The organism is Acinetobacter sp. FB, assembly GCF_056033405.1.
In genome coordinates this window covers 2,528,922-2,547,363 of sequence record NZ_CM148502.1, presented here as the reverse complement: position 1 = coordinate 2,547,363, position 18,442 = coordinate 2,528,922, and the positions used below count along the sequence as shown (strand labels likewise).

Sequence of the window (18,442 nt, the reverse complement as noted above, 5' to 3'; positions counted from 1 at the left end):
TTGGTTTTAGGAATCGATATGGGCATGAAATGGTCTACCGAATATAATACAGGAATAGAGGTAATCGATGATCAACATCGACGTATTCTGGATTATATTAATGAAATCGCTGATTTAAAATATTCCCATGATCGTGTAAAAATGAAAAGTGTGTTAGATAATATTATTGACTATACACAATCACATTTTACGTTTGAAGAAAGTTTACAAGAAGAAGCAAACTATAAGTATCGTGTACCTCACAAGCGTGTGCATGACTTATTTATTAAAAAAATAGAGGCTTATCGTGAGCGCTTTGAACTGGGTCATGAAATTGATAAAGAATTGCATGAAGCTCTCTCTAAATGGTTAATTAATCATATTCGACATGATGATGCAGATTATGTAGGTGCAGTAAGAGAAAATATGATTGGAATTATTAAAGAAAATGAAAAGAAAAAAGGAAAGAATTGGTTCTCAAGATTCTTTGCTTAATGAAATAATAAAAATAATAAGACCTCTTATTATAAAAAATAATAAGGTGAGTATGAGTGAAAAATAAGAGGTCAACTTAATATAATAATAACTAGGCGCGGCAAGTCATCTTTATGGTGATTTGCCTTTTTCTTTCGATATCTTTTGTTTTGATTTTCAGACGTGACAAAGGCAAAATAGATTGAATATTTCATTGTAAGCTCCATAAAGAAGCACAATGAGTTCAAAGCTTTTTAAGGAATGCAGTATGCAGGACACAACTCTGTCACGCTGGCTTACACCAGTGATGGCGTTTTGCTTATCTTTTGTCATGATTAGCACATTAGCACCAACTGTAGGTATTCAAATTGATCGTCAATTTGATTTTTGGTTATTGTGGCTAGGAACCATGCTTTTATTAGCATTACCGATAGGTTTTCTTGAAATTGCCTTAGCAAAACGTTCACAGATGACCGCGTTACAAGCACTTTCTACTCTAACACGTGATGCTGATGCTTCCCCGAAATGGCGTTTAGTAGGTTGGTTTGCTGTTGTTTTTGTTCCTTTCTTTGCAGGAAGTATGATAAATACATCTGCTCACATTGTGACTGAGCAGCTTGCATTAAGTCTTCCTGTTCAAATCCTTTTCGCTATTTTTGCCGTTATAGCGCTCGGTTTATCTTTTATACCACGCCAATTTTTAATTGGACTTACAACAATTGGAGTCATTGCTGCTTTCATTGGCGCAAATGTGATGGGAACTCAGTTAACGACTTGGCACTGGACAGGTATTGAGTTTAAAGAGTGGGGCAATGCTACAGTGCTTGCTTTAGTCGCAAGTGGTCTAGGTCTAGGATTGTATTGGCAAAGTAGCTTAGCGACAGTGAAAAAACAACAAGCGGTCACAAGTTCAGTATTTCCGATCTGGGCCGCGCAGCTTATTGCTGTCATTGCATTTGGTTTCTTTTCTATCCAAGCGCAACTTCCAGCACTAGCGTGGGTTTTTGCTGCCATAATGTCTGCTGCATTATTGATCCAATTTGCTAAAGAGCAGTTAGCACAACGCCAACTTGCAATCATTATTCAATGGGGCATTATTCTCGTGGCAATTGCAGTTTGGGCTGTGCCACAAGTTGACCAAATTTTTAATACTCTACTGATGATTTGGGGACTAGTGATTTGTTTGATTTATGCAGTTTTTGCAGGCTGGATTATGAAGATTAGCCATCTTCGTAAAGCAATGGGTTTTAGTAATGAATTATTTTATAACGTATGGCGTATTGCGGTACGTTTAGTTTTACCGCTTTCAATTTTGATTGCGATTGTCGCAGTTATTGGGCAAGTTTTATAATGGAACAGAAACATGTTTGGGTTGCATTTGCGACACCTGAACAGCAATTTATGATTGCCGTTCCATTCTATGAAGGAATGACTGCACAACAAGCGATTGATGCAAGTGGTTTAGCAGAACAGGTAAAACTTCCAGAGCTTTTAAATCTTGGTGTATTTGGTAGCAAGATTGAGGTAGATACTGTTTTGCAAGTGGGTGATCGAGTAGAGATTTATCGTCCATTGACGATTAATCCTAAAGATATTCGACGCAAGCGTGCCGCAAAGAACCCCGTAGGACGTTTTATTAAGGGTAATCGTTTTAGACCATCAAGTTCATAAATAAAACCCCTCACGAATGATTCGGTGAGGGGTTTCTTTTTTTTGGAAACTATTTATAGTGGTGGCGCAGTCAAAATTGCTTCTTTTGATGCTGGTAAACCAGGTTGTGATTCGGGAATCGTATCTAAACCTTCTAAACGTTCTACATTGCCATTCGCATCGAAATAAACTTTTAAGTGTTGACCACGCACTGCTGGTATTTTTGCTTTTTTAGCATAAGTACCTGGGGTGTAGTTGTAGATATAGTCCCAACGTAATGGATTTAATGGATCTGTAACAGTTGGACTACCCAGTAAGAAACGGACTTGCTGAAAGCTCATGCCGACTTGTACTTGTGATGCTTGTGCTTTAGTTAATGGTGTTCCCTGTGGAATATCGACTTTATAAACACCAAAGACTGAACAACCGCTAAGTACTGAAGTGACGAATAACGCCAGCATGATTTTTTGCATTTTGCTACACTATCCTGATAAATGATGATGCATTTGGTTCAAGGATAGATCATACTGCATCTAAACTCTATTGCCTATTCTAACTTAAGATTTGTTGAGAGACCTTTTTAAATGCCTATTTCCAATCAAGACTTACGCAAAGCTGGACTTAAAGTCACCCTTCCTCGTATTAAGATTTTGGAATTGTTAGAAAATTCAAAACAACATCATTTAAGTGCTGAAGATATTTATAAAACTTTGCTTGAACAAGGTGAAGATGTTGGTTTAGCAACAGTTTACCGAGTGTTAACACAATTTGAAGCGGCTGGCATTATCCAACGTCATCATTTTGAAAATAATCATTCAGTTTTTGAAATCATGCAAGAAGATCATCATGATCACCTTGTTTGCTTAAATTGCAACAAAGTTGTTGAATTTACAAATGATATTATTGAGAAAGAGCAACATGCTGTTGCAGATCAGCATAATTTTGCCTTAACAGGTCATTCACTAAACTTATACGGCTATTGTAGTGATTCTGAATGCCAAGATGCTTATCGTAAAAAATGAGTTTGATTTAGTTAAAGCTTAGTACTTTACTAAAATTAAACAAATAAAAAGGAAGGTCATAAAAAACCTTCCTTTTTTAATGGCTTAATTTGAATTATTGACCATCAAAGGTAATATTTCGGCTCGCACTCAATAACTGATCTGTACCTTCTTCTGAAAGTTTAATTGTGAGACGTAAGTCATTTGGCGAGTCAGCATGCTTCAGTGCATCTTTATACGTAATTTCACCTGCTTTGTATAAATCAAATAATGCTTGGTCAAAAGTCTGCATACCTAACTCACGAGAACGCTTCATGAGATCTTTAATTTCGTGTACTTCACCTTTGCGTATGTAATCTGCCAAAAGTGGTGTATTAATCAGAATCTCAATTGCTGCACGACGTGAATTACCATCTGGCGTTGGGATCAACTGTTGAGCAACCATCGCCTTGAGATTAAGTGATAAATCCATATGCAATTGAGGATGGCGATCTGCTTCAAAGAAGTGAATAATACGATCAAGTGCTTGGTTTGCATTGTTTGCGTGTAGTGTTGCTAGCACTAAGTGACCTGTTTCAGCAAAAGCAATTGCATAGTCCATGGTTTCACGAGAACGAATCTCACCAATTAAGATCACATCAGGTGCTTGGCGAAGCGTATTTTTTAGTGCGACTTCAAATGAATCTGTATCAATCCCGACTTCACGTTGAGTGACAATACAACCCGCATGTTGATGTACAAATTCAATTGGGTCTTCAATGGTAATAATATGACCCTTTGAATTTTGGTTACGATAACCAATCATCGAAGCTAATGAGGTTGATTTACCTGTACCTGTTGCGCCTACAAATATAATGATACCACGTTTGGTCATGGCGAGTTCTTTCAGCACGCTAGGGAGCTTGAGTTCATCCATGGTTGGAATGACAGTTTCAATACGGCGTAAAACCATTCCAGGCATATCACGTTGTTGAAATGCACTGACACGGAAACGAGCTGTTTTCTCACGATTGACGATCGCAAAATTACACTCTCTTGTTTCAGCGAATTCTTTACGCTGCTTATCTGACATAATTGAATGAAGTAACTGACCAACGACTTCACCTGAGAGTTTAGATTTTGAAACAGGCACAATTTGACCGTTGATCTTCATTGAGGGTTCAACATCTGCAGTGACAAATAAATCAGATGCACTTTGTTGAATCATTAAATTGAGTAAATCATTAAAGTCCATGATATTTCTCTAATCCGTTTATTATTATAGGAATGACTCAGGTTGTTTTGCTGCGGTACGGGCAACTTGAGGACTAATAACACCTTTTGAAACCAAGGTTTTAAGACTTTGATCAAGTGTAGTCATACCGTAGTTTGCACCCGTTTGGATGGCAGAATACATCTGAGCCACTTTATTTTCACGTACAAGGTTACGAATTGCTGGAATTCCAATCATGATTTCATGCGCTGCAACACGACCACCACCATTTTTCTTCAATAATGTTTGAGAAATAACGGCTTGTAGTGATTCAGAAAGCATGGCACGAACCATATCTTTTTCTTCGGCAGGGAATACGTCGATGACACGGTCAATCGTTTTAGCTGCAGAGGTAGTATGCAGTGTACCAAAAACCAAGTGACCTGTTTCAGCCGCAGTTAACGCAAGTCGAATGGTTTCTAAGTCACGCATCTCACCGACAAGAATAATGTCAGGGTCTTCACGAAGTGCAGAACGAAGTGCTTGGTTAAAGCCATGAGTATCACGATGCACTTCACGTTGGTTAATCAAACATTTTTTAGATTGGTGTACAAATTCAATCGGGTCTTCAACTGTTAAAATATGGTCATAACGGTTTTCATTAATATAATCAATCATCGCGGCGAGCGTAGTTGATTTACCAGAACCCGTAGGTCCTGTAACCAAAACGATACCACGTGGATAATCACAAATTTCTTTAAAAATTGAACCTAAACCAAGGTCTTCCATGGTTAAAACTTTAGATGGAATGGTACGGAATACCGCGCCAGCGCCACGGTTTTGGTTGAATGCGTTCACACGGAAACGTGCAATATTAGGTACTTCAAATGAAAAGTCAGTTTCTAGATCTTCTTCATAATCACGACGTTGTTTATCATTCATGATGTCATACACTAAGCGGTGTACATCTTTATGTTCTAGTGCTGGTAAATTAATACGACGGACTTCACCATCTACACGAATCATTGGTGGCATACCTGATGAAAGATGTAAGTCTGAAGCACCGTTTTTAACTGCAAATGCTAGTAATTCTGTAATATCCATGATTTCCCCGAAACAATCAAAATGCCTCATTCTTTTATAGAATAATATACGGCTTTCACTCTGTGTTACCAACATATTATAGAATGTAAGAGAAAAAAAGATTTTGTAAGTGAGAACTGTGTCAATGAATAAATCTGAGCAATTCCGTCAATCTGTTTTAAATCAAATAGAGCAAGCCTGCCAGCAGGTGAAACGTGATCCTTCGACTGTGCAATTGTTGGCTGTTTCAAAGACTCATCCGAGCCAAACCTTACGAGAAATGTATGCTGTTGGTCAGCGTTGTTTTGGTGAAAATTATTTGCAAGAAGCCTTGACTAAAATTGATGAATTACAAGATTTAGATATTGAATGGCATTTTATTGGTCATGTACAACGTAATAAAACCAAGCATTTAGCAGAAACATTTGATTGGGTGCATGGAGTCGATCGTTTGATTATTGCAGAACGTTTATCCAATCAACGTTTAGAAAATCAAAAACCGTTAAATATCTGTATTCAGGTAAATATTGATAGGCAAAATTCTAAAGATGGTTGCCAACCAAATGAGGTTTTAGAATTGGTTCATCAAATCAGTCAGCTTCCAAATATCCGTTTACGTGGATTGATGGTGATTCCGGCACCTGAAAATTATGCTGCGTTTATCGATGCCAAAGCCTTATTTGATGAAGTTAAGTCTCAGCATGCACAGCCACAAGACTGGGATACATTAAGTATGGGGATGTCTGCCGATCTTGAAGCTGCGATTGCAGCAGGTTCAACTATGGTCAGAGTAGGAACGGCATTGTTTGGTGCACGGGATTATTCAAATATTCAGTAATGAGTTAATTACTTCTTTAGTTCAGAGAATAGAGAGGTAATTACAATTATATAAAATTTATACGCTGTTGAAAAAAATGGCTTAATTTAAAATAATTCTTTGATCACTTATATGATGCTCATATTAAGCGATTAAAAATTATTTGCTCATAATGATAAGAACTCAATTTAGGGTTAATTTAAAATGAAAAAAATCTATTTCTTAATATCTTTTATTTTATGTTTATTTTTAGCTGCTTGCAGTAAAAAAGAAGATGTAGTTACAGAGCAGAATGCCCAAGTTACAGCAGATGAAAAACTAGGTACAAAATGGGGAGATGAAGTCACTTCACATGTGACTGAGGTGAATTTGGCGCGTTTATCTGAACAGCCGATTGCTGAATCAGAAATTCGTTATGCCAATAAACAATATCAAGGCAAAATGGTGAATAGTATTTCTTTAGCAGCTGGGAAAATTAGTTTTTCTGTTGTTAATGATAATAATCAAGAGCTTCCCTTATATAGAGATGGTCAAAATTATTATCTTTCAGGTAAAAATGGCCAGAGCTATCAATTAAAATATGAAAATCATACCGACAACACTTATGAAGTGGTCGCAAGTGTAGATGGTATGGATGTACTAAATGGAAGTATTGCTTCACGCAATAATTCTGGTTATGTATTACATCCACATAGCACAGTTCAAATAGAAGGTTTTCGTAAGAGTGATTCTGCGGTTGCTTCTTTTACATTCAGTTCACCAGAAGATGCTTATGCTACAAATTCAGATCATGGTTCAACTCAGAATACAGGTATTATTGGAACAGCAATTTATCAACTTGAATCTCCCGATTCAAAAGATGAAATAAAAGATTCATCTAAATATGCACCGCCACCTAAAGCTTTTCCTGCGGACAAAGAATAATTTAATTTCAATAATGCCTTGTTCCTACAAGGCATTAATTTGTTGGTTGATTGGACGTTCAAAATCAAGAAATAGTGTAGTTTTGAATTTTTCACTGTCAATAAAATGAATCAAGTTTTCATTAATGTCTGGTAAGCGATATTTTAAAAAATAAATCAAAGAATCCACTTGGCGATAAATTGTAGGTGTAGCGGAAAAATTTGGAACTTCAAATGGGTTTTTAAGACAGAAATGATATTTTTTTTCAGTTTGGACATCAAAAAAATCATAGGTTCTTAGATAAAAATCAGTTGTAAAATAAGTCCGGCTGATTTCATCTCCTTTATTTTTTTTATTCCAATAATAATCTATCGTAGCTCGTATATATAAATGAATATTGAAATATCGTTTTAAGCGAGGCTGAAAATAAGAAAATTCAATCCGAAAACGTACAATCACAGGGATATGAGTACCTTGGTTTTGCTTGGAATATAGGGCAGCTTGATAAATTTGTTCTTTTAATATTTCTGGATGAAGAATCGTGAAAGGGTGATTTTTACCAACTTGTTCAGTAAAAAAATGACTAGCTTCCTCATCACTCAGCTTAATTGCAGCCATAAAAATTCTCATATTAAATTGATGTTTTTTGATAAAATAGTCAAAATTATGAGAAATAACAATCTCTTTCTAAGTGAATACGACATGAGGTGTCGTTTTTAAAAATAATAATTAAATTAATTCAGTGCTAATGCTATTGGTTGATTTATGAGAAGATATAATAACTTGTAGCTGGATCGGTTATTATATTTATGAATATGTGAAGTGAAACTGATTTTTGTTATTTGATTAAAATAATTAGCTGAAATCTAAATCATGTTGCTCAATCGCTTTTTGAATTGAAGAAAACCATTTACAACGAGATTTAGGCGATTCCTCAAGTAGTAACTCAATGGTTAGTTTTTTAAAATAAGTATGATCATCATTTGAAGAAGTAGAATTATAAAAATTAGTGCATAGAACAGCATATTGTTTTGTGTCTAAGTTATATATACAAACGTATTCCGCAAGTTGCTGATCGGAAATACGTTTGAATATTGGTATAAGTTGAAAGAGATCATTTTGTTCCATTTTTCATTTCCATAAGCATGATTGTATTTATCCCACTACTTCAATCCGACTTGAACCTGATCCAAGTGGTTGTACCTGAATTTGTACAGGAATACGTTCATGCATTTCTTGAATATGGGAAATTAAAATGACTTTACGCCCTTGGCTTTGTAGTTGATCTAAAGCATTCATCACCATATGTAAAGAAGAAGCATCCAATGTGCCAAAGCCTTCATCAATAAATAGCGATTCAATTTTCATTGAACCTGAAGCCATATTGGCAATTGCAAGCGAAATTGCAAGGGCAGTGAGGAAGGACTCTCCACCAGACAGTGAAGCCACCGAACGGGTTTCGCCATCCATATCGTGGTCGATAATTGCTAAACTGAGCGAATTATCCAAACGTTTTAAGGTATAACGCTGCGATAGCATTGCTAATTGTTGATTGGCATATTCAAGCAGAATATCCAAATTATACTGCTGTGCTAAATCACGGAAATCCTTACCTTTAGAATCACCAATCAAACTGGAAATTTTATTCCAACGGTGTTCCTGTTGCTGAATCTGCTGGATTTGATCGGCAAATTGCTTTTGCTTGGCAACATTTTGCTGATGTAGTTCCAATTTTAGTTTGAACTGATCACGTAGTTCAGCTTGCTGCTGTAAGTTTTCATGATTGAGATGGATATGCTCAAGCAACTGGGTATATTCGATGGATGGCTGTTGTTGCTGATGCATCTGTAATTGCTGTTGCAGCGTTTTCAATGCAGAGGTGGCCTCATTGAGCAAACGTTCTGCATGTTGTAGCGATGTTCGAATGTGCTGTTCTTGTTCAGTTCGCATAGCAAGTAAATCAGCTAATTGATGCTCTTCAAATTCAGGATGCTGGTCTAACCAGGCTCGAATTTCAGTTTTAGATTGGGCAAGGGCAGATTGTTGTTGCTGCTGTTGGGCTTTGAGCTGTTCCAGTTCATTTTTCTGCTGTTCAAAACTTTGACGAGCCTGTTCAAAACGCTGCTTGATCTGCTGATATTGATTTTGGAGTTGCTGACGCTGTTGATCGTGTTGGTTTAACCATTCATTGGCTTTGAGTTCGGTTAAACCTGTCATTGCCACAATCAATTGATGCGCTGACTCTGTATTTTGTTTGCCTTTAATCTCGACCTCTTTAAGTTGCTGGCTAAACTCGGTATGTTGAGTGATCAAGCTGGTTAAATTGGACTTTAATAGATTCAGTTGCTGTTCAAGCTGCTGTTGTTGTTTGTTGAGTGTTTCAGCTTGTTCAAGCTGTTGAACACGTTGCTGAAAACGTTGTGCTATCCGTTGAGCAGAGCTCAGCGTTTGCTGTTGCCATAAGCTTTGTTCATCGCTGCTCAGGCAATCCACAACATGCTGAATCTGTTGCTGTGACTGCTGTACGCTTTCGAGTTGATAGCGGATATTTTGAATCGTTTGAGTCAGGTGATAGTGGTCTTTATTGGCCTGATGCAATTGCTGTAACTCAATTTCAATCTGCTGTTTGAACTGGGTTGCCTCACTGATGTATTGCTGTTGAATGGTATTGATTTCCGCATGCGACTGAGTTAAATCTAACTGGCTCTCGAACTGTGCTGCATGTTTGACTAATTCCTGATGTTGCAGCTTGAATTTGTTATCCGCTTGTTGCATGGCAGATTGCAATTGCGTCAGTTCGGTACGAATCTGGGTAAATTGCTGCTGTGTGTTTTGCCAAAGTTGAAAGCATTGTTGCTCTTGTTGAATCGCCTGTTGCTCTTGCTGTTGTTGCAGCTCATACAAGGCTTTGGAGAGCTGACTGGCGTCATCACGGTAGGGGTGTTCGGTGCTGCCACAGACCAGACAGGCTTCGCCGTATTTGAGTTCAGCACGGAGATGTTCAATATTTTCAGCATGTAATAAACGTTGTTGTTGCAACATCTGCTGCAATTTTTCTCGTTCATTCTTGGCAGACTGGAACTCAACGTGGCTGGTTTGTAGTTGTTGTTCAAGCTGCTGGTGGTGTTGCTGTGTGCTACTGAGCTTATCGCCTAGCTCATCACGTTCTTTTTTAAGTTCAAAATAATGCTGTAACTTTTGCTGAATCAGATCCAGTTGATTCAATCGGGTTTGTTGCTGTTCTCTGAGTTTTTGTTTTTGTTCAAGCTGGCTTTCAATCTGTTGTGGTGTGCCAAATTTTTGAATGAGCTCATTTAATACGATCTGATCTTGTTTAAGCTTGGACTGTGCCTGTTGAATCGAACCTAAATTCTGTTCGACTTTTTGGTATTGCTGAATAAATTGCTGCAGCTGCTGAATATGTGCATTCAAGCCTTTATCTAAAGTGGAGAATTGTGCGCTCTGTTGCAGTTGTTCAGAACAGCTTTGTTGTTGTATGGATAGGCTGTTGCGACTTTGTTCAAACTGTTGCTGTTGCTCAAGCAAAGGCTGTTGTTGCGCTTCGTTCTTGTTTAGGCGGACTTTGGTTTTCTTATATTCATCGGCAATGTATTCACGTTCCTGTACATATTTACGCACTTGGCTGAGTTCATGCTGATGGTTTTGTTCAAAACTCTGGAATTGCTGTAAGGCCGTTTCAGCCTGCGTATAAGCTGTTTTTTCTTGCCCAAATTGGGTGCTTACAGCGGTAAAGTGCTGCTGCTTGTGTTGAATTTGTGGTTCAAGCTGTTGCAGTACTTTTTCCAGTTGTTGCTGTTGGAACACAATCGGACGAATGCCTGAAAAGATTTCGAGTTGGCTGAGTCGATTGCGATCTGCTGCTAAAGCCTGATGTGCTTGAATTTGAATGTCATGCTGTTGTTGTTTCAGTGTGATTTCAGTTTGAAGTTTCTGTCGCTGCTCAAACCATTGTTGCTGTTGATTGAGCTGAACTTTGTCGGCTTCCAACTGCTGAACCTGTTGCTGTAGCTGCTGAAATTGAGTCTGTAATTCGGCAATTTCTTCATCAGAACGAATTTCAATATGACCGAGCACATTTTCGAGTTGCTTGCGCTGGTTGCTGATTTCACGGGTCTTTTCAAAAGCCAGTTGTCCAATTTTGGCAAAAATACTGGAGTTGGTCAGATATTCAAGTAATTCTCCACGTTCATTATCGCGTGCCTTTAAAAATGCGGTCACTTCGGACTGCGCCAACAGTACCGCACGAGTAAATTGCTCAAAACTCAGTTGGGTAATCTGTTGAATATGGGCTTCAACCGCTTTGGTTTTATCTGCAATCACCACGCCATCGGTCAGACATTTGAGTGAACGTTGTACACTTTGTAGTTTGCCACTGGCATTTTCACGGGCACGTTTAATTTCCCAACGTGCGAGGTAATGTTTCTGGTCTTGCGCCACAAAACACAGTTCGGCAAAACCATGTCCTGTGCCACGACGTAGAACCGTTAAAGGGGAGTTGGTGAGTAGTTCCGAACCATCGACATCTAACAACTTGCCGTCACTTTCTTTGAGGCGAGGAATCTTATTAAATAACGCCAGACACATGGCATCTAAAATCGTAGATTTACCAGCACCTGTTTTTCCGACAATGGCAATCAGTCCCGCACTGGCCAAAGGCTCAGTTTCAAAATCAATAAAGTGCTCATCTGCCAGAGATGCCAAATTTTTCAGTCGAATTGATAAAATTTTCATGGCAGGTCCTTAAACAGTCTTATCATCTTCAAGTTGCTTTTGTGCTTCTGCGACCAAACTCATAAAGTCTTGAGTGACTTCATCATCGGCGTGATAGCCTTTTTTCTCCCAAATTTGCTGAAATAGTTTTTCGGGTGTCGGAGGTTCTAAGCTAATGCTCTGCTTGCTCTCGGCATTACTTTCATTGGAGAGATATTGTCTGGAAATCCGCACCAGTCGATAACGATCCTTCGGCAAGGCATCTTCAAATTGTTGTCGTAGATTAGGCTGTGGGGGCGTCGTGGTATGATATTCGATATCAACATATTCACGATGCTCAAGATTTTCGATCGGTTCATTTGGCAGATTACGAAGGCGCTGCATGACTACAGTGAGTTCATCTTTAATTTTATGCAGTTGAATACTTCGTGGTATCGCTAAAGCTTCAAAGTTAAACGAATCTTCACTTTTTGTAGGATCAATGCTGACCTCAACCACTTGATGCTTATAGTTGATTTCACTAAATGACAGTGGAATCGGTGAGCCGCTATAACGAATATGTGGATGCTGAACTTTTTGTGGTTTATGCAAATGCCCCAGTGCTACATAATCAATGCTGTCATCGAACAGGGCTGTAGATAGGGCTTCTTCATTACCAATAATAATCGGTCGTTCTGAATCCGAAGTTTCCCCACCTTGCATATGCGCATGTGACATTAGAATTAAGGCCTGATCATCGGTTTTACGACGTTTGGCTTCTTCGATTAACTGTTGATGTAAATAAGCAATCGCATTTTGGCTGTTGGTGGTGTGCTCATTAAAGCCTGTAATTTCAGCTGAACGTAAGAATGGCAGGGCAATACACCATGCTACAATCTGCTTTTTTTCATCATAAATCGGCAAAATTAAACGTTCTAAATCGAGACTTTTATCTTGATTCCATCGAATCACGCCGACCGTTTTAGCATTGTATTTTTCTAATAAAGGCTCGACTTGTTCAATGCGATAACCTGAGTCGTGATTGCCAGCAATCATTAGGGTTTGCATATGTGGGGCAAGCTCATGTGCATCGGCAAGGAATTGATAGAGTTGTTTTTGTGCCTGTGAGCTCGGGTTGATCACATCAAAGATATCACCTGCGATCAGTAAAGCATGCGGTTGTTTGGCTTTGATCTGCTCAAGTAACCATGTCAGAAATTGTTCATGTTCGTAGTGGCGGGAATGATTATAAAAAAACTGCCCCAAATGCCAGTCAGACGTATGAAAAAAACGCACGGTCATAAATGAATCTAAACATAAAATAAACTCGAATAAGGTAGCACGGATTCAGCCTAAAAGTAGAGCCTTGCAGCGTTGAATAACATAGACAAGATATGTCTTGATCATTCGGAAATGATCAACTAGTTTGTTACCAACATTATTACTAAAAAACAGGAAATAAAAGAATGAGTTTAGGAAAAGTAAGCCGTGAAATCATGGATCATATTATGTTAATTGGTTTAGACCGAGTGGCAAAACGCAATGCCTTTGATAGTCATATGATTGAAGATTTATCTTTAGCTTTAACTGAATATGAAAATAATCCTAAACTACGTTGTGCTGTCATTTTTGCACATGGTGATCATTTCACTGCGGGTTTAGATCTTGTTGAATTACAGCCCAAAATTCCACAAGGGATTTTTAGTTTTGAAGAAGGACAAATTAACCCTTGGGGTGTTGGAGGACGGCATCGAACCAAGCCTGTCGTTGTAGCTGTACAAGGGATTTGTTACACCGCTGGGGTAGAGTTGATGTTGAATGCAGATGTTGTCGTCGCTAGCGAAGACACGATTTTTGGTCAGCTTGAAGTATTACGTGGAATTATGCCTTTTGGTGGAGCAACTGTGCGTTTCGTACGGGCAGCAGGTTGGCAAAAAGCCATGCCTTATTTATTGACAGGTAAAACCTTTGATACCCAAAAAGCCAATGAACTGAATTTGCTTTCTGAAATTGTTGCTAGGGGCACACAGCTTAATCGGGCTATCGAGATTGCCCAAGAAATTTGTATTGCTGCGCCACTTGCATTACAAGCATTGTTGGCTTCAGCAACTGATGCGGTTACTCAGGGAGAGGTTTTTGCATTTCAGAATATGGACAGTTACCTCAAGCCATTATTTGCATCGCAAGATGCGCAAGAGGGCGTACGTGCGATGCTTGAGAGACGTCTTCCTCAATTTAAAGGTGAGTAAGCGTTGGGTTGAGTTCATCTGAAGTTTATTTTGCTTATCGACGGAGCCGTTTAGATTTTCCTTCTTTCAGGCTTATATTGGGATTGTATTCTTTTCAATGCATGAAATAAGTAGTGGTGTCTTTCTGGAGAGAGTCCAAGACCAAATGTGATAGGCTGATTTGCCTCAATGACAATTTGGGCTTGTTGTTTATTGGATGAGTTAGTTGAACGGTTTTCTCTAATTCGACTAACGTCATTCCAATTAAAATATTTTGATTTTCCTATTCTGCCAATTCCTGTAAATACACGTCCGCCTTGTTGATTAATGGTGAGTTCAATTTTACCAAATAGCATCAGCAGTGTAAGCGAACCAAAAATAATGGTTCCAATCAGAAATGGGATACCAAATAGACTTTGTAAGAGGCTAAATTGCTGTTTTGCGATTTGAGTTCCATAGATTCCGCCTAGGGAACCACCAGACCAAATCAACATAAAAGGCACCAGAAAGAAAGCAATCGGGCTTCTCAGCGTTGCGCCTAGTTTAATTTCTTGCATATTATTTTTATACCAAGTACCGCTTGGGGGCTGATTGATATCAAACGCATATGATGGCGTATCAAAATTTTCAGAAACACGAAAAATATGATTGCAAACTTGGCATTTCCCCATATCCGTTTGGATATTGATATTTTCATTTACAACGTCAACCTGACAGTTTGGGCATTTCATTTTTATAGTGCTTAACTTGCTTAATTTTATGAAATTTTAGTATAGCATTGTCACTTTGCATTCACATCAATTTCACATATACCGAAGACATTATTATCTAAATCAAGAAAGTAACCTTGCCAACAACGGTTTGGGATAGCAAATTTTTCCATAGCGACTTTGCCTCCCAAACTTAAAATTTTACTAGCAGTTTCATCAAAGTTTTTAACTTCAATAGTACAAGTAAACGCATTTGTTCCGCATCCAGTCGGCGGTGTTGCAACAGGGCGTTGTAGTAAACCGCCGTGGATACCTTCAGTTTCGATACGATAGTATTCAATAGCTAAACCTTCTACTTTCTCAAAGTGCCAGCCGAATACAGATTGGTAAAAATGGGCATCACGTTGCGGATTTGATGACTGAATTTCAAAGTAAGTAATCGTATTCATCGCAGTATCCTTATCATTTTTATTTATAAAATATTCTAAATAGATCGAGCCGATGATTCATAAAGATTTATGTAAGCGAGCTGCTTTAGTTAAAACTTCTTTGATTAAATCAAGATCAACTACTTAATTTCTACAAAAAATAGAAGATTGCTGTGATCATGCACATTTAAAGTAGTCAGACCTTGAGCCAATAGCAAAATCGTATTTTGTATATGATCTCGGAATAGCTTAAGCTTAAAAAATGGTTCTATGATTAGAAGCAATTTACTCAAAAAATTATGTGCATTTTTAATTAAATTTTAGAAAATGTGGACTTAGTAATCTTTGACAGTTTCTTTATTTCAAGAAAGTGAATTCATGCCGAAAAATTTTGCTTAGATGTGGTGAAACTAAAATGATAGGCAAATAAAAACCGACGATTCGAGTGATGATAAATCGTCGGTCAAAATCTTTTTCAACGGCTTTGGCTGCTAACAAAGCCATTGTTAAAGATGGAGAGTCATAATGAAAGGTCACCGAAAAATATTGCGGATGCCGTGCAATCAACATTCGGTTGCTGCGACCTTGTACCCTATATAACGCTGCTAGGTGTGGATTGGTTGACATAAAAATGAAAAAAAAGTGAAAAAAATTTATAATTATTTTTGAAGTAGATTAGATTTGGTTTATTTACATGATTTCATTGCGTTTGTATTACCTTTGGTTTTTTATTGTGTGCTTGATTTCTAGCCTAATCGCTGGAGTCATTGCTGCAATATTACCTAATAGCATTGGAGGAGTGCTTACAGCCATTCCTTATTTAATTGCAATGATTTTTGTTTTATTCAAATTTCTAAAAAAACAACATCGCGCACCAACTCTCTCGGAAAAGAAACGATTAAGCCTTGGATTTAGCCTCATTTTTTGGGGTTACAATGCGTGTGGCTTACTTTTAGGATTGTTTATTTTTGCACGTAAAGATCCAGAAATTTGGCAAAATTTTATTTTATATTTCAAGCAACCCATGTTTTTAATTACTGTTGTTGCAATTTGGTTGATGATCGCAGCACCGTTATTTTTAATTACGTATTGGTTTTATGGCGCACAAGCACAACGAATGGCAAATAAGATGTTTAACGGGTAATAAAGTTCACTTGTAATTCACCTATATTCTGCTAAAACTTTTAGCACGATTCATTTTTGATAGATCAGTCCATGAAAAAAATGACGGTATTGGTGACAGGTGCAAGTGGGTTTATTGGTTCTCATCTTTTACCTTTTCTATTGAAAAATAATTTTCAAGTGATTGCACTGACACGACAAAAAAATAAAGCGTCTTATGATTCACATTTAACATGGGTGAATGATTTAGATGAAATTAAAGTCATTGAAATTGATTATGTGATCAATTTGGCTGGCGAAAATATTGGTCAAAAACGCTGGACTGATCAAAGAAAAAAACAACTGATACAAAGCCGAGTGGCCATGACGGAGAAACTTTATCAGTGGTTACAGCAAAAAAGCATCTTCCCCCAATGTATTATTTCTGGCTCAGCTATTGGTTATTACGGGATTGATCCTCAAGAAATGTGGACGGCGATCTGTGACGAAAATACACCGCCACAAGCAATCTTTATGTCAGAGCTTTGTCAGGCTTGGGAACAAACAGCACTTAAATTTACTCAACAAAATACTAAAATTATTCGCTTAGGGGTGGTTTTTGGTGATGGCGGAATCTTGCCGCAAATGTTGTTACCGATTCGATTGAATATGATTGCTAAAATTGGCTCAGGCAAACAACCTGTTGTTTGGATTCATATTCAAGATGTTTTAAGAGCAATCATTTTTTTACTTCAATTACAGGCTGATCAAAAAGTTTACAATTTAGTTGCTCCAGAACAAATCAATCAACAAGGTTTTGCTGATGTTGCCGCACGAGTTTTGAAACGTAAACCTTTTATGACAATGCCTAAATGCGTGTTTGAGTTAGCATTAGGCGAACAATCACAATTAATTTTAAATGGTCAATATGTAACGCCTCAGGCATTATTCACTCATGGTTTTAAATTTCAGTATCCTAATTTAGAGCAAGCCTTAACCGAAATTTTATTGGATCACTAAATTTTTTTTCTTCAAACGATTTGGTGAGTATGCACTTGGGTCAACAATAGGCGCTTGTTTTAAAATGAGTTGGCGTAACAATTGCGCTGAACCAGCACCCATACATAGACCATTACGGAAATGCCCGAAATTTGCCCATAAGTTGGCTATATCAGGGATTTCACCAATATAAGGAATTCCTTGAGGTGAACTAGGACGTAAACCTGCCCAACGGCTTACGATGGGGAATTGTTTTAACTCAGGGACCATATCTAAACATGCGCTTAAAATATCTTGCTGTGTTTGCTCATCCACAGCCGTACTAAAACCACAGTCAGCCATACTGGAACCACAGACAATATGACCATCTTGACGTGGAATGAGATACATCACACGGTTCATACACATAGTAGGCAACCAGTTTTCAGATGTTTTGAACAGTAGCATTTGCCCCTGTATGGGATGCACAGGAATTTGTCGATGTATGTGTTCTTCCCAATATTGACTCCATGCGCCTGAGGTTAGAACAACATGATCAGCATGAAAAACTTTACCGTTTGAAGTTTGTATTCCGTGTACCGTTTTATTTTTAACAATCAGTTGCTCAATTGAGCAGTGCTCAAAAAAACGAACGAAAGGATGCTGTTTAAGATAGCTGATGAGAGATTGTAATAAACGAGGATTACGTACATTCGACAGTTGCGGAAAATGGATGGCTTGTTGAAATTTTTCTGAAATATGCGGATTAATTTGTTCAAGTAGTTTGCGTTCTAACAAATCGCACTGTTGCATGGGTTCTTGATATTTACTGGCATAATTCAGTCCTAGATCAAAGTCTTCCTGATCGAAAATCAGCATGCCTGTATTGTGGATTTGAAAATCAATCCCCGTGATAGGCAGAAGTTTTTCATTCCACATTTGATACAGCGATTTACCGTATTGAGCAAGTTGATTAACTTCTGGTGCATAACGCCACGGATACATCGGGGAAAGAATTCCACCGCCTGCCCATGAGGCAGCTTGACCTGCTTGTTGTTGATCAAAAATATCAACAGAGCAACCTTGTTCAGCAAGTTCTAATGCTGACATCAAGCCGCTAATACCCGCACCAATAATGGCAATATGCATAAAAAATTAAACCAATTTAAAAATTCACCTCTTTGATAT

Annotated in this window: 19 protein-coding genes; 9 read left to right on the top strand and 10 right to left on the bottom strand. The window is 38.0% G+C overall.

Going from position 1 to position 18,442, the window contains the following annotated elements; translation table 11 throughout:
• Positions 1-18: 18 nt before the first annotated feature.
• The 3 genes from AC0JIQ_RS12060 (at position 19) to AC0JIQ_RS12050 (ending at position 2,124) form a co-directional block, all read left to right on the top strand.
• On the top strand, positions 19-474 hold the full coding sequence (locus AC0JIQ_RS12060) for a bacteriohemerythrin (RefSeq protein WP_004663432.1): 456 nt from the start codon (positions 19-21) through the stop codon (positions 472-474).
• 247 nt (positions 475-721) lie between these two features.
• Positions 722-1,804, top strand: coding sequence for a hypothetical protein (locus tag AC0JIQ_RS12055; RefSeq protein WP_474201809.1), 1,083 nt, complete (start codon positions 722-724; stop codon positions 1,802-1,804).
• A complete protein-coding gene (locus tag AC0JIQ_RS12050) occupies positions 1,804-2,124 on the top strand; it encodes an RnfH family protein (protein WP_474201808.1) in 321 nt (106 codons plus the stop codon). The genes AC0JIQ_RS12055 and AC0JIQ_RS12050 overlap by 1 nt, the downstream gene beginning before the upstream one ends.
• 53 nt (positions 2,125-2,177) lie before the next feature.
• On the opposite strand, the gene AC0JIQ_RS12045 is transcribed toward AC0JIQ_RS12050, so the two are convergent.
• On the bottom strand, positions 2,178-2,576 hold the full coding sequence (locus tag AC0JIQ_RS12045; RefSeq protein ID WP_004663429.1) for an outer membrane protein assembly factor BamE: 399 nt from the start codon (positions 2,574-2,576) through the stop codon (positions 2,178-2,180).
• Between the two features lie 111 nt (positions 2,577-2,687).
• On the opposite strand from AC0JIQ_RS12045, the gene fur reads away from it, so the two are divergent.
• Positions 2,688-3,125, top strand: a complete 438-nt coding sequence (gene fur / locus AC0JIQ_RS12040) for a ferric iron uptake transcriptional regulator (protein ID WP_004663428.1) — start codon at positions 2,688-2,690, stop codon at positions 3,123-3,125.
• 94 nt (positions 3,126-3,219) lie between these two features.
• Here the strand turns inward: fur and AC0JIQ_RS12035 are convergent, their stop codons facing one another.
• Positions 3,220-4,338 (bottom strand): PilT/PilU family type 4a pilus ATPase, encoded by a 1,119-nt coding sequence (locus AC0JIQ_RS12035; RefSeq protein ID WP_004663427.1) that lies wholly within the window; start codon positions 4,336-4,338, stop codon positions 3,220-3,222.
• A gap of 24 nt (positions 4,339-4,362) precedes the next feature.
• Entirely contained in the window at positions 4,363-5,400 is a 1,038-nt protein-coding gene (locus tag AC0JIQ_RS12030; protein ID WP_034601609.1) for a type IV pilus twitching motility protein PilT, read from the bottom strand.
• Between the two features lie 124 nt (positions 5,401-5,524).
• On the opposite strand from AC0JIQ_RS12030, the gene AC0JIQ_RS12025 reads away from it, so the two are divergent.
• Entirely contained in the window at positions 5,525-6,217 is a 693-nt protein-coding gene (locus tag AC0JIQ_RS12025) for a YggS family pyridoxal phosphate-dependent enzyme (RefSeq protein WP_474201807.1), read from the top strand.
• A 183-nt stretch (positions 6,218-6,400) separates the two neighbouring features.
• Entirely contained in the window at positions 6,401-7,120 is a 720-nt protein-coding gene (locus tag AC0JIQ_RS12020; RefSeq protein WP_474201806.1) for a hypothetical protein, read from the top strand.
• Between the two features lie 24 nt (positions 7,121-7,144).
• Here AC0JIQ_RS12020 and AC0JIQ_RS12015 read toward each other — a convergent pair whose 3' ends face one another.
• The 4 genes from AC0JIQ_RS12015 to AC0JIQ_RS12000 all read right to left on the bottom strand — a co-directional run bounded on the left by AC0JIQ_RS12015 (position 7,145) and on the right by AC0JIQ_RS12000 (position 13,111).
• Positions 7,145-7,717, bottom strand: a complete 573-nt coding sequence (locus tag AC0JIQ_RS12015; protein WP_474201805.1) for a hypothetical protein — start codon at positions 7,715-7,717, stop codon at positions 7,145-7,147.
• 237 nt (positions 7,718-7,954) lie between these two features.
• Entirely contained in the window at positions 7,955-8,227 is a 273-nt protein-coding gene (locus tag AC0JIQ_RS12010; protein WP_474201804.1) for a hypothetical protein, read from the bottom strand.
• A 27-nt stretch (positions 8,228-8,254) separates the two neighbouring features.
• Entirely contained in the window at positions 8,255-11,851 is a 3,597-nt protein-coding gene (locus tag AC0JIQ_RS12005) for an AAA family ATPase (RefSeq protein WP_474201803.1), read from the bottom strand.
• 9 nt (positions 11,852-11,860) lie between these two features.
• Positions 11,861-13,111, bottom strand: coding sequence for an exonuclease SbcCD subunit D (locus tag AC0JIQ_RS12000; RefSeq protein ID WP_474201802.1), 1,251 nt, complete (start codon positions 13,109-13,111; stop codon positions 11,861-11,863).
• Between the two features lie 164 nt (positions 13,112-13,275).
• On the opposite strand from AC0JIQ_RS12000, the gene AC0JIQ_RS11995 reads away from it, so the two are divergent.
• Positions 13,276-14,058, top strand: coding sequence for a crotonase/enoyl-CoA hydratase family protein (locus tag AC0JIQ_RS11995; RefSeq protein WP_474201801.1), 783 nt, complete (start codon positions 13,276-13,278; stop codon positions 14,056-14,058).
• 50 nt (positions 14,059-14,108) lie between these two features.
• On the opposite strand, the gene AC0JIQ_RS11990 is transcribed toward AC0JIQ_RS11995, so the two are convergent.
• The gene (locus AC0JIQ_RS11990) at positions 14,109-14,768 is read right to left on the bottom strand and encodes a hypothetical protein (RefSeq protein WP_474201800.1); all 660 of its coding nucleotides are present in this window, start codon (positions 14,766-14,768) and stop codon (positions 14,109-14,111) included.
• 50 nt (positions 14,769-14,818) lie between these two features.
• Positions 14,819-15,196 carry a VOC family protein gene (locus AC0JIQ_RS11985; protein WP_474201799.1) on the bottom strand — a complete coding sequence of 126 codons (378 nt, stop codon included), beginning with the start codon at positions 15,194-15,196 and terminating at the stop codon, positions 14,819-14,821.
• Between the two features lie 673 nt (positions 15,197-15,869).
• On the opposite strand from AC0JIQ_RS11985, the gene AC0JIQ_RS11980 reads away from it, so the two are divergent.
• Entirely contained in the window at positions 15,870-16,319 is a 450-nt protein-coding gene (locus AC0JIQ_RS11980; protein WP_005158208.1) for an ABZJ_00895 family protein, read from the top strand.
• Between the two features lie 71 nt (positions 16,320-16,390).
• Positions 16,391-17,296 (top strand): TIGR01777 family oxidoreductase, encoded by a 906-nt coding sequence (locus tag AC0JIQ_RS11975; RefSeq protein WP_474201798.1) that lies wholly within the window; start codon positions 16,391-16,393, stop codon positions 17,294-17,296.
• Here the strand turns inward: AC0JIQ_RS11975 and thiO are convergent.
• Complete coding sequence (thiO, locus tag AC0JIQ_RS11970; protein ID WP_474201797.1) at positions 17,282-18,403, bottom strand: glycine oxidase ThiO; 1,122 nt, start codon at positions 18,401-18,403, stop codon at positions 17,282-17,284. The two genes, AC0JIQ_RS11975 and thiO, sit on opposite strands and share 15 nt — an antisense overlap.
• Between the last annotated feature and the right edge of the window lie 39 nt (positions 18,404-18,442).

Excerpts from the sequence above, each read along its gene's own strand:
- AC0JIQ_RS12060 (WP_004663432.1), top strand. The coding sequence starts at position 19 with ATGGGCATGAAATGGTCTACCGAATATAATACAGGAATAGAGGTAATC.
- AC0JIQ_RS12055 (WP_474201809.1), top strand. The coding sequence starts at position 722 with ATGCAGGACACAACTCTGTCACGCTGGCTTACACCAGTGATGGCGTTT.
- AC0JIQ_RS12050 (WP_474201808.1), top strand. The coding sequence starts at position 1,804 with ATGGAACAGAAACATGTTTGGGTTGCATTTGCGACACCTGAACAGCAA.
- AC0JIQ_RS12045 (WP_004663429.1), bottom strand. The coding sequence starts at position 2,576 with ATGCAAAAAATCATGCTGGCGTTATTCGTCACTTCAGTACTTAGCGGT.
- fur (WP_004663428.1), top strand. The coding sequence starts at position 2,688 with ATGCCTATTTCCAATCAAGACTTACGCAAAGCTGGACTTAAAGTCACC.
- AC0JIQ_RS12035 (WP_004663427.1), bottom strand. The coding sequence starts at position 4,338 with ATGGACTTTAATGATTTACTCAATTTAATGATTCAACAAAGTGCATCT.
- AC0JIQ_RS12030 (WP_034601609.1), bottom strand. The coding sequence starts at position 5,400 with ATGGATATTACAGAATTACTAGCATTTGCAGTTAAAAACGGTGCTTCA.
- AC0JIQ_RS12025 (WP_474201807.1), top strand. The coding sequence starts at position 5,525 with ATGAATAAATCTGAGCAATTCCGTCAATCTGTTTTAAATCAAATAGAG.
- AC0JIQ_RS12020 (WP_474201806.1), top strand. The coding sequence starts at position 6,401 with ATGAAAAAAATCTATTTCTTAATATCTTTTATTTTATGTTTATTTTTA.
- AC0JIQ_RS12015 (WP_474201805.1), bottom strand. The coding sequence starts at position 7,717 with ATGGCTGCAATTAAGCTGAGTGATGAGGAAGCTAGTCATTTTTTTACT.
- AC0JIQ_RS12010 (WP_474201804.1), bottom strand. The coding sequence starts at position 8,227 with ATGGAACAAAATGATCTCTTTCAACTTATACCAATATTCAAACGTATT.
- AC0JIQ_RS12005 (WP_474201803.1), bottom strand. The coding sequence starts at position 11,851 with ATGAAAATTTTATCAATTCGACTGAAAAATTTGGCATCTCTGGCAGAT.
- AC0JIQ_RS12000 (WP_474201802.1), bottom strand. The coding sequence starts at position 13,111 with ATGACCGTGCGTTTTTTTCATACGTCTGACTGGCATTTGGGGCAGTTT.
- AC0JIQ_RS11995 (WP_474201801.1), top strand. The coding sequence starts at position 13,276 with ATGAGTTTAGGAAAAGTAAGCCGTGAAATCATGGATCATATTATGTTA.
- AC0JIQ_RS11990 (WP_474201800.1), bottom strand. The coding sequence starts at position 14,768 with ATGAAATGCCCAAACTGTCAGGTTGACGTTGTAAATGAAAATATCAAT.
- AC0JIQ_RS11985 (WP_474201799.1), bottom strand. The coding sequence starts at position 15,196 with ATGAATACGATTACTTACTTTGAAATTCAGTCATCAAATCCGCAACGT.
- AC0JIQ_RS11980 (WP_005158208.1), top strand. The coding sequence starts at position 15,870 with ATGATTTCATTGCGTTTGTATTACCTTTGGTTTTTTATTGTGTGCTTG.
- AC0JIQ_RS11975 (WP_474201798.1), top strand. The coding sequence starts at position 16,391 with ATGAAAAAAATGACGGTATTGGTGACAGGTGCAAGTGGGTTTATTGGT.
- thiO (WP_474201797.1), bottom strand. The coding sequence starts at position 18,403 with ATGCATATTGCCATTATTGGTGCGGGTATTAGCGGCTTGATGTCAGCA.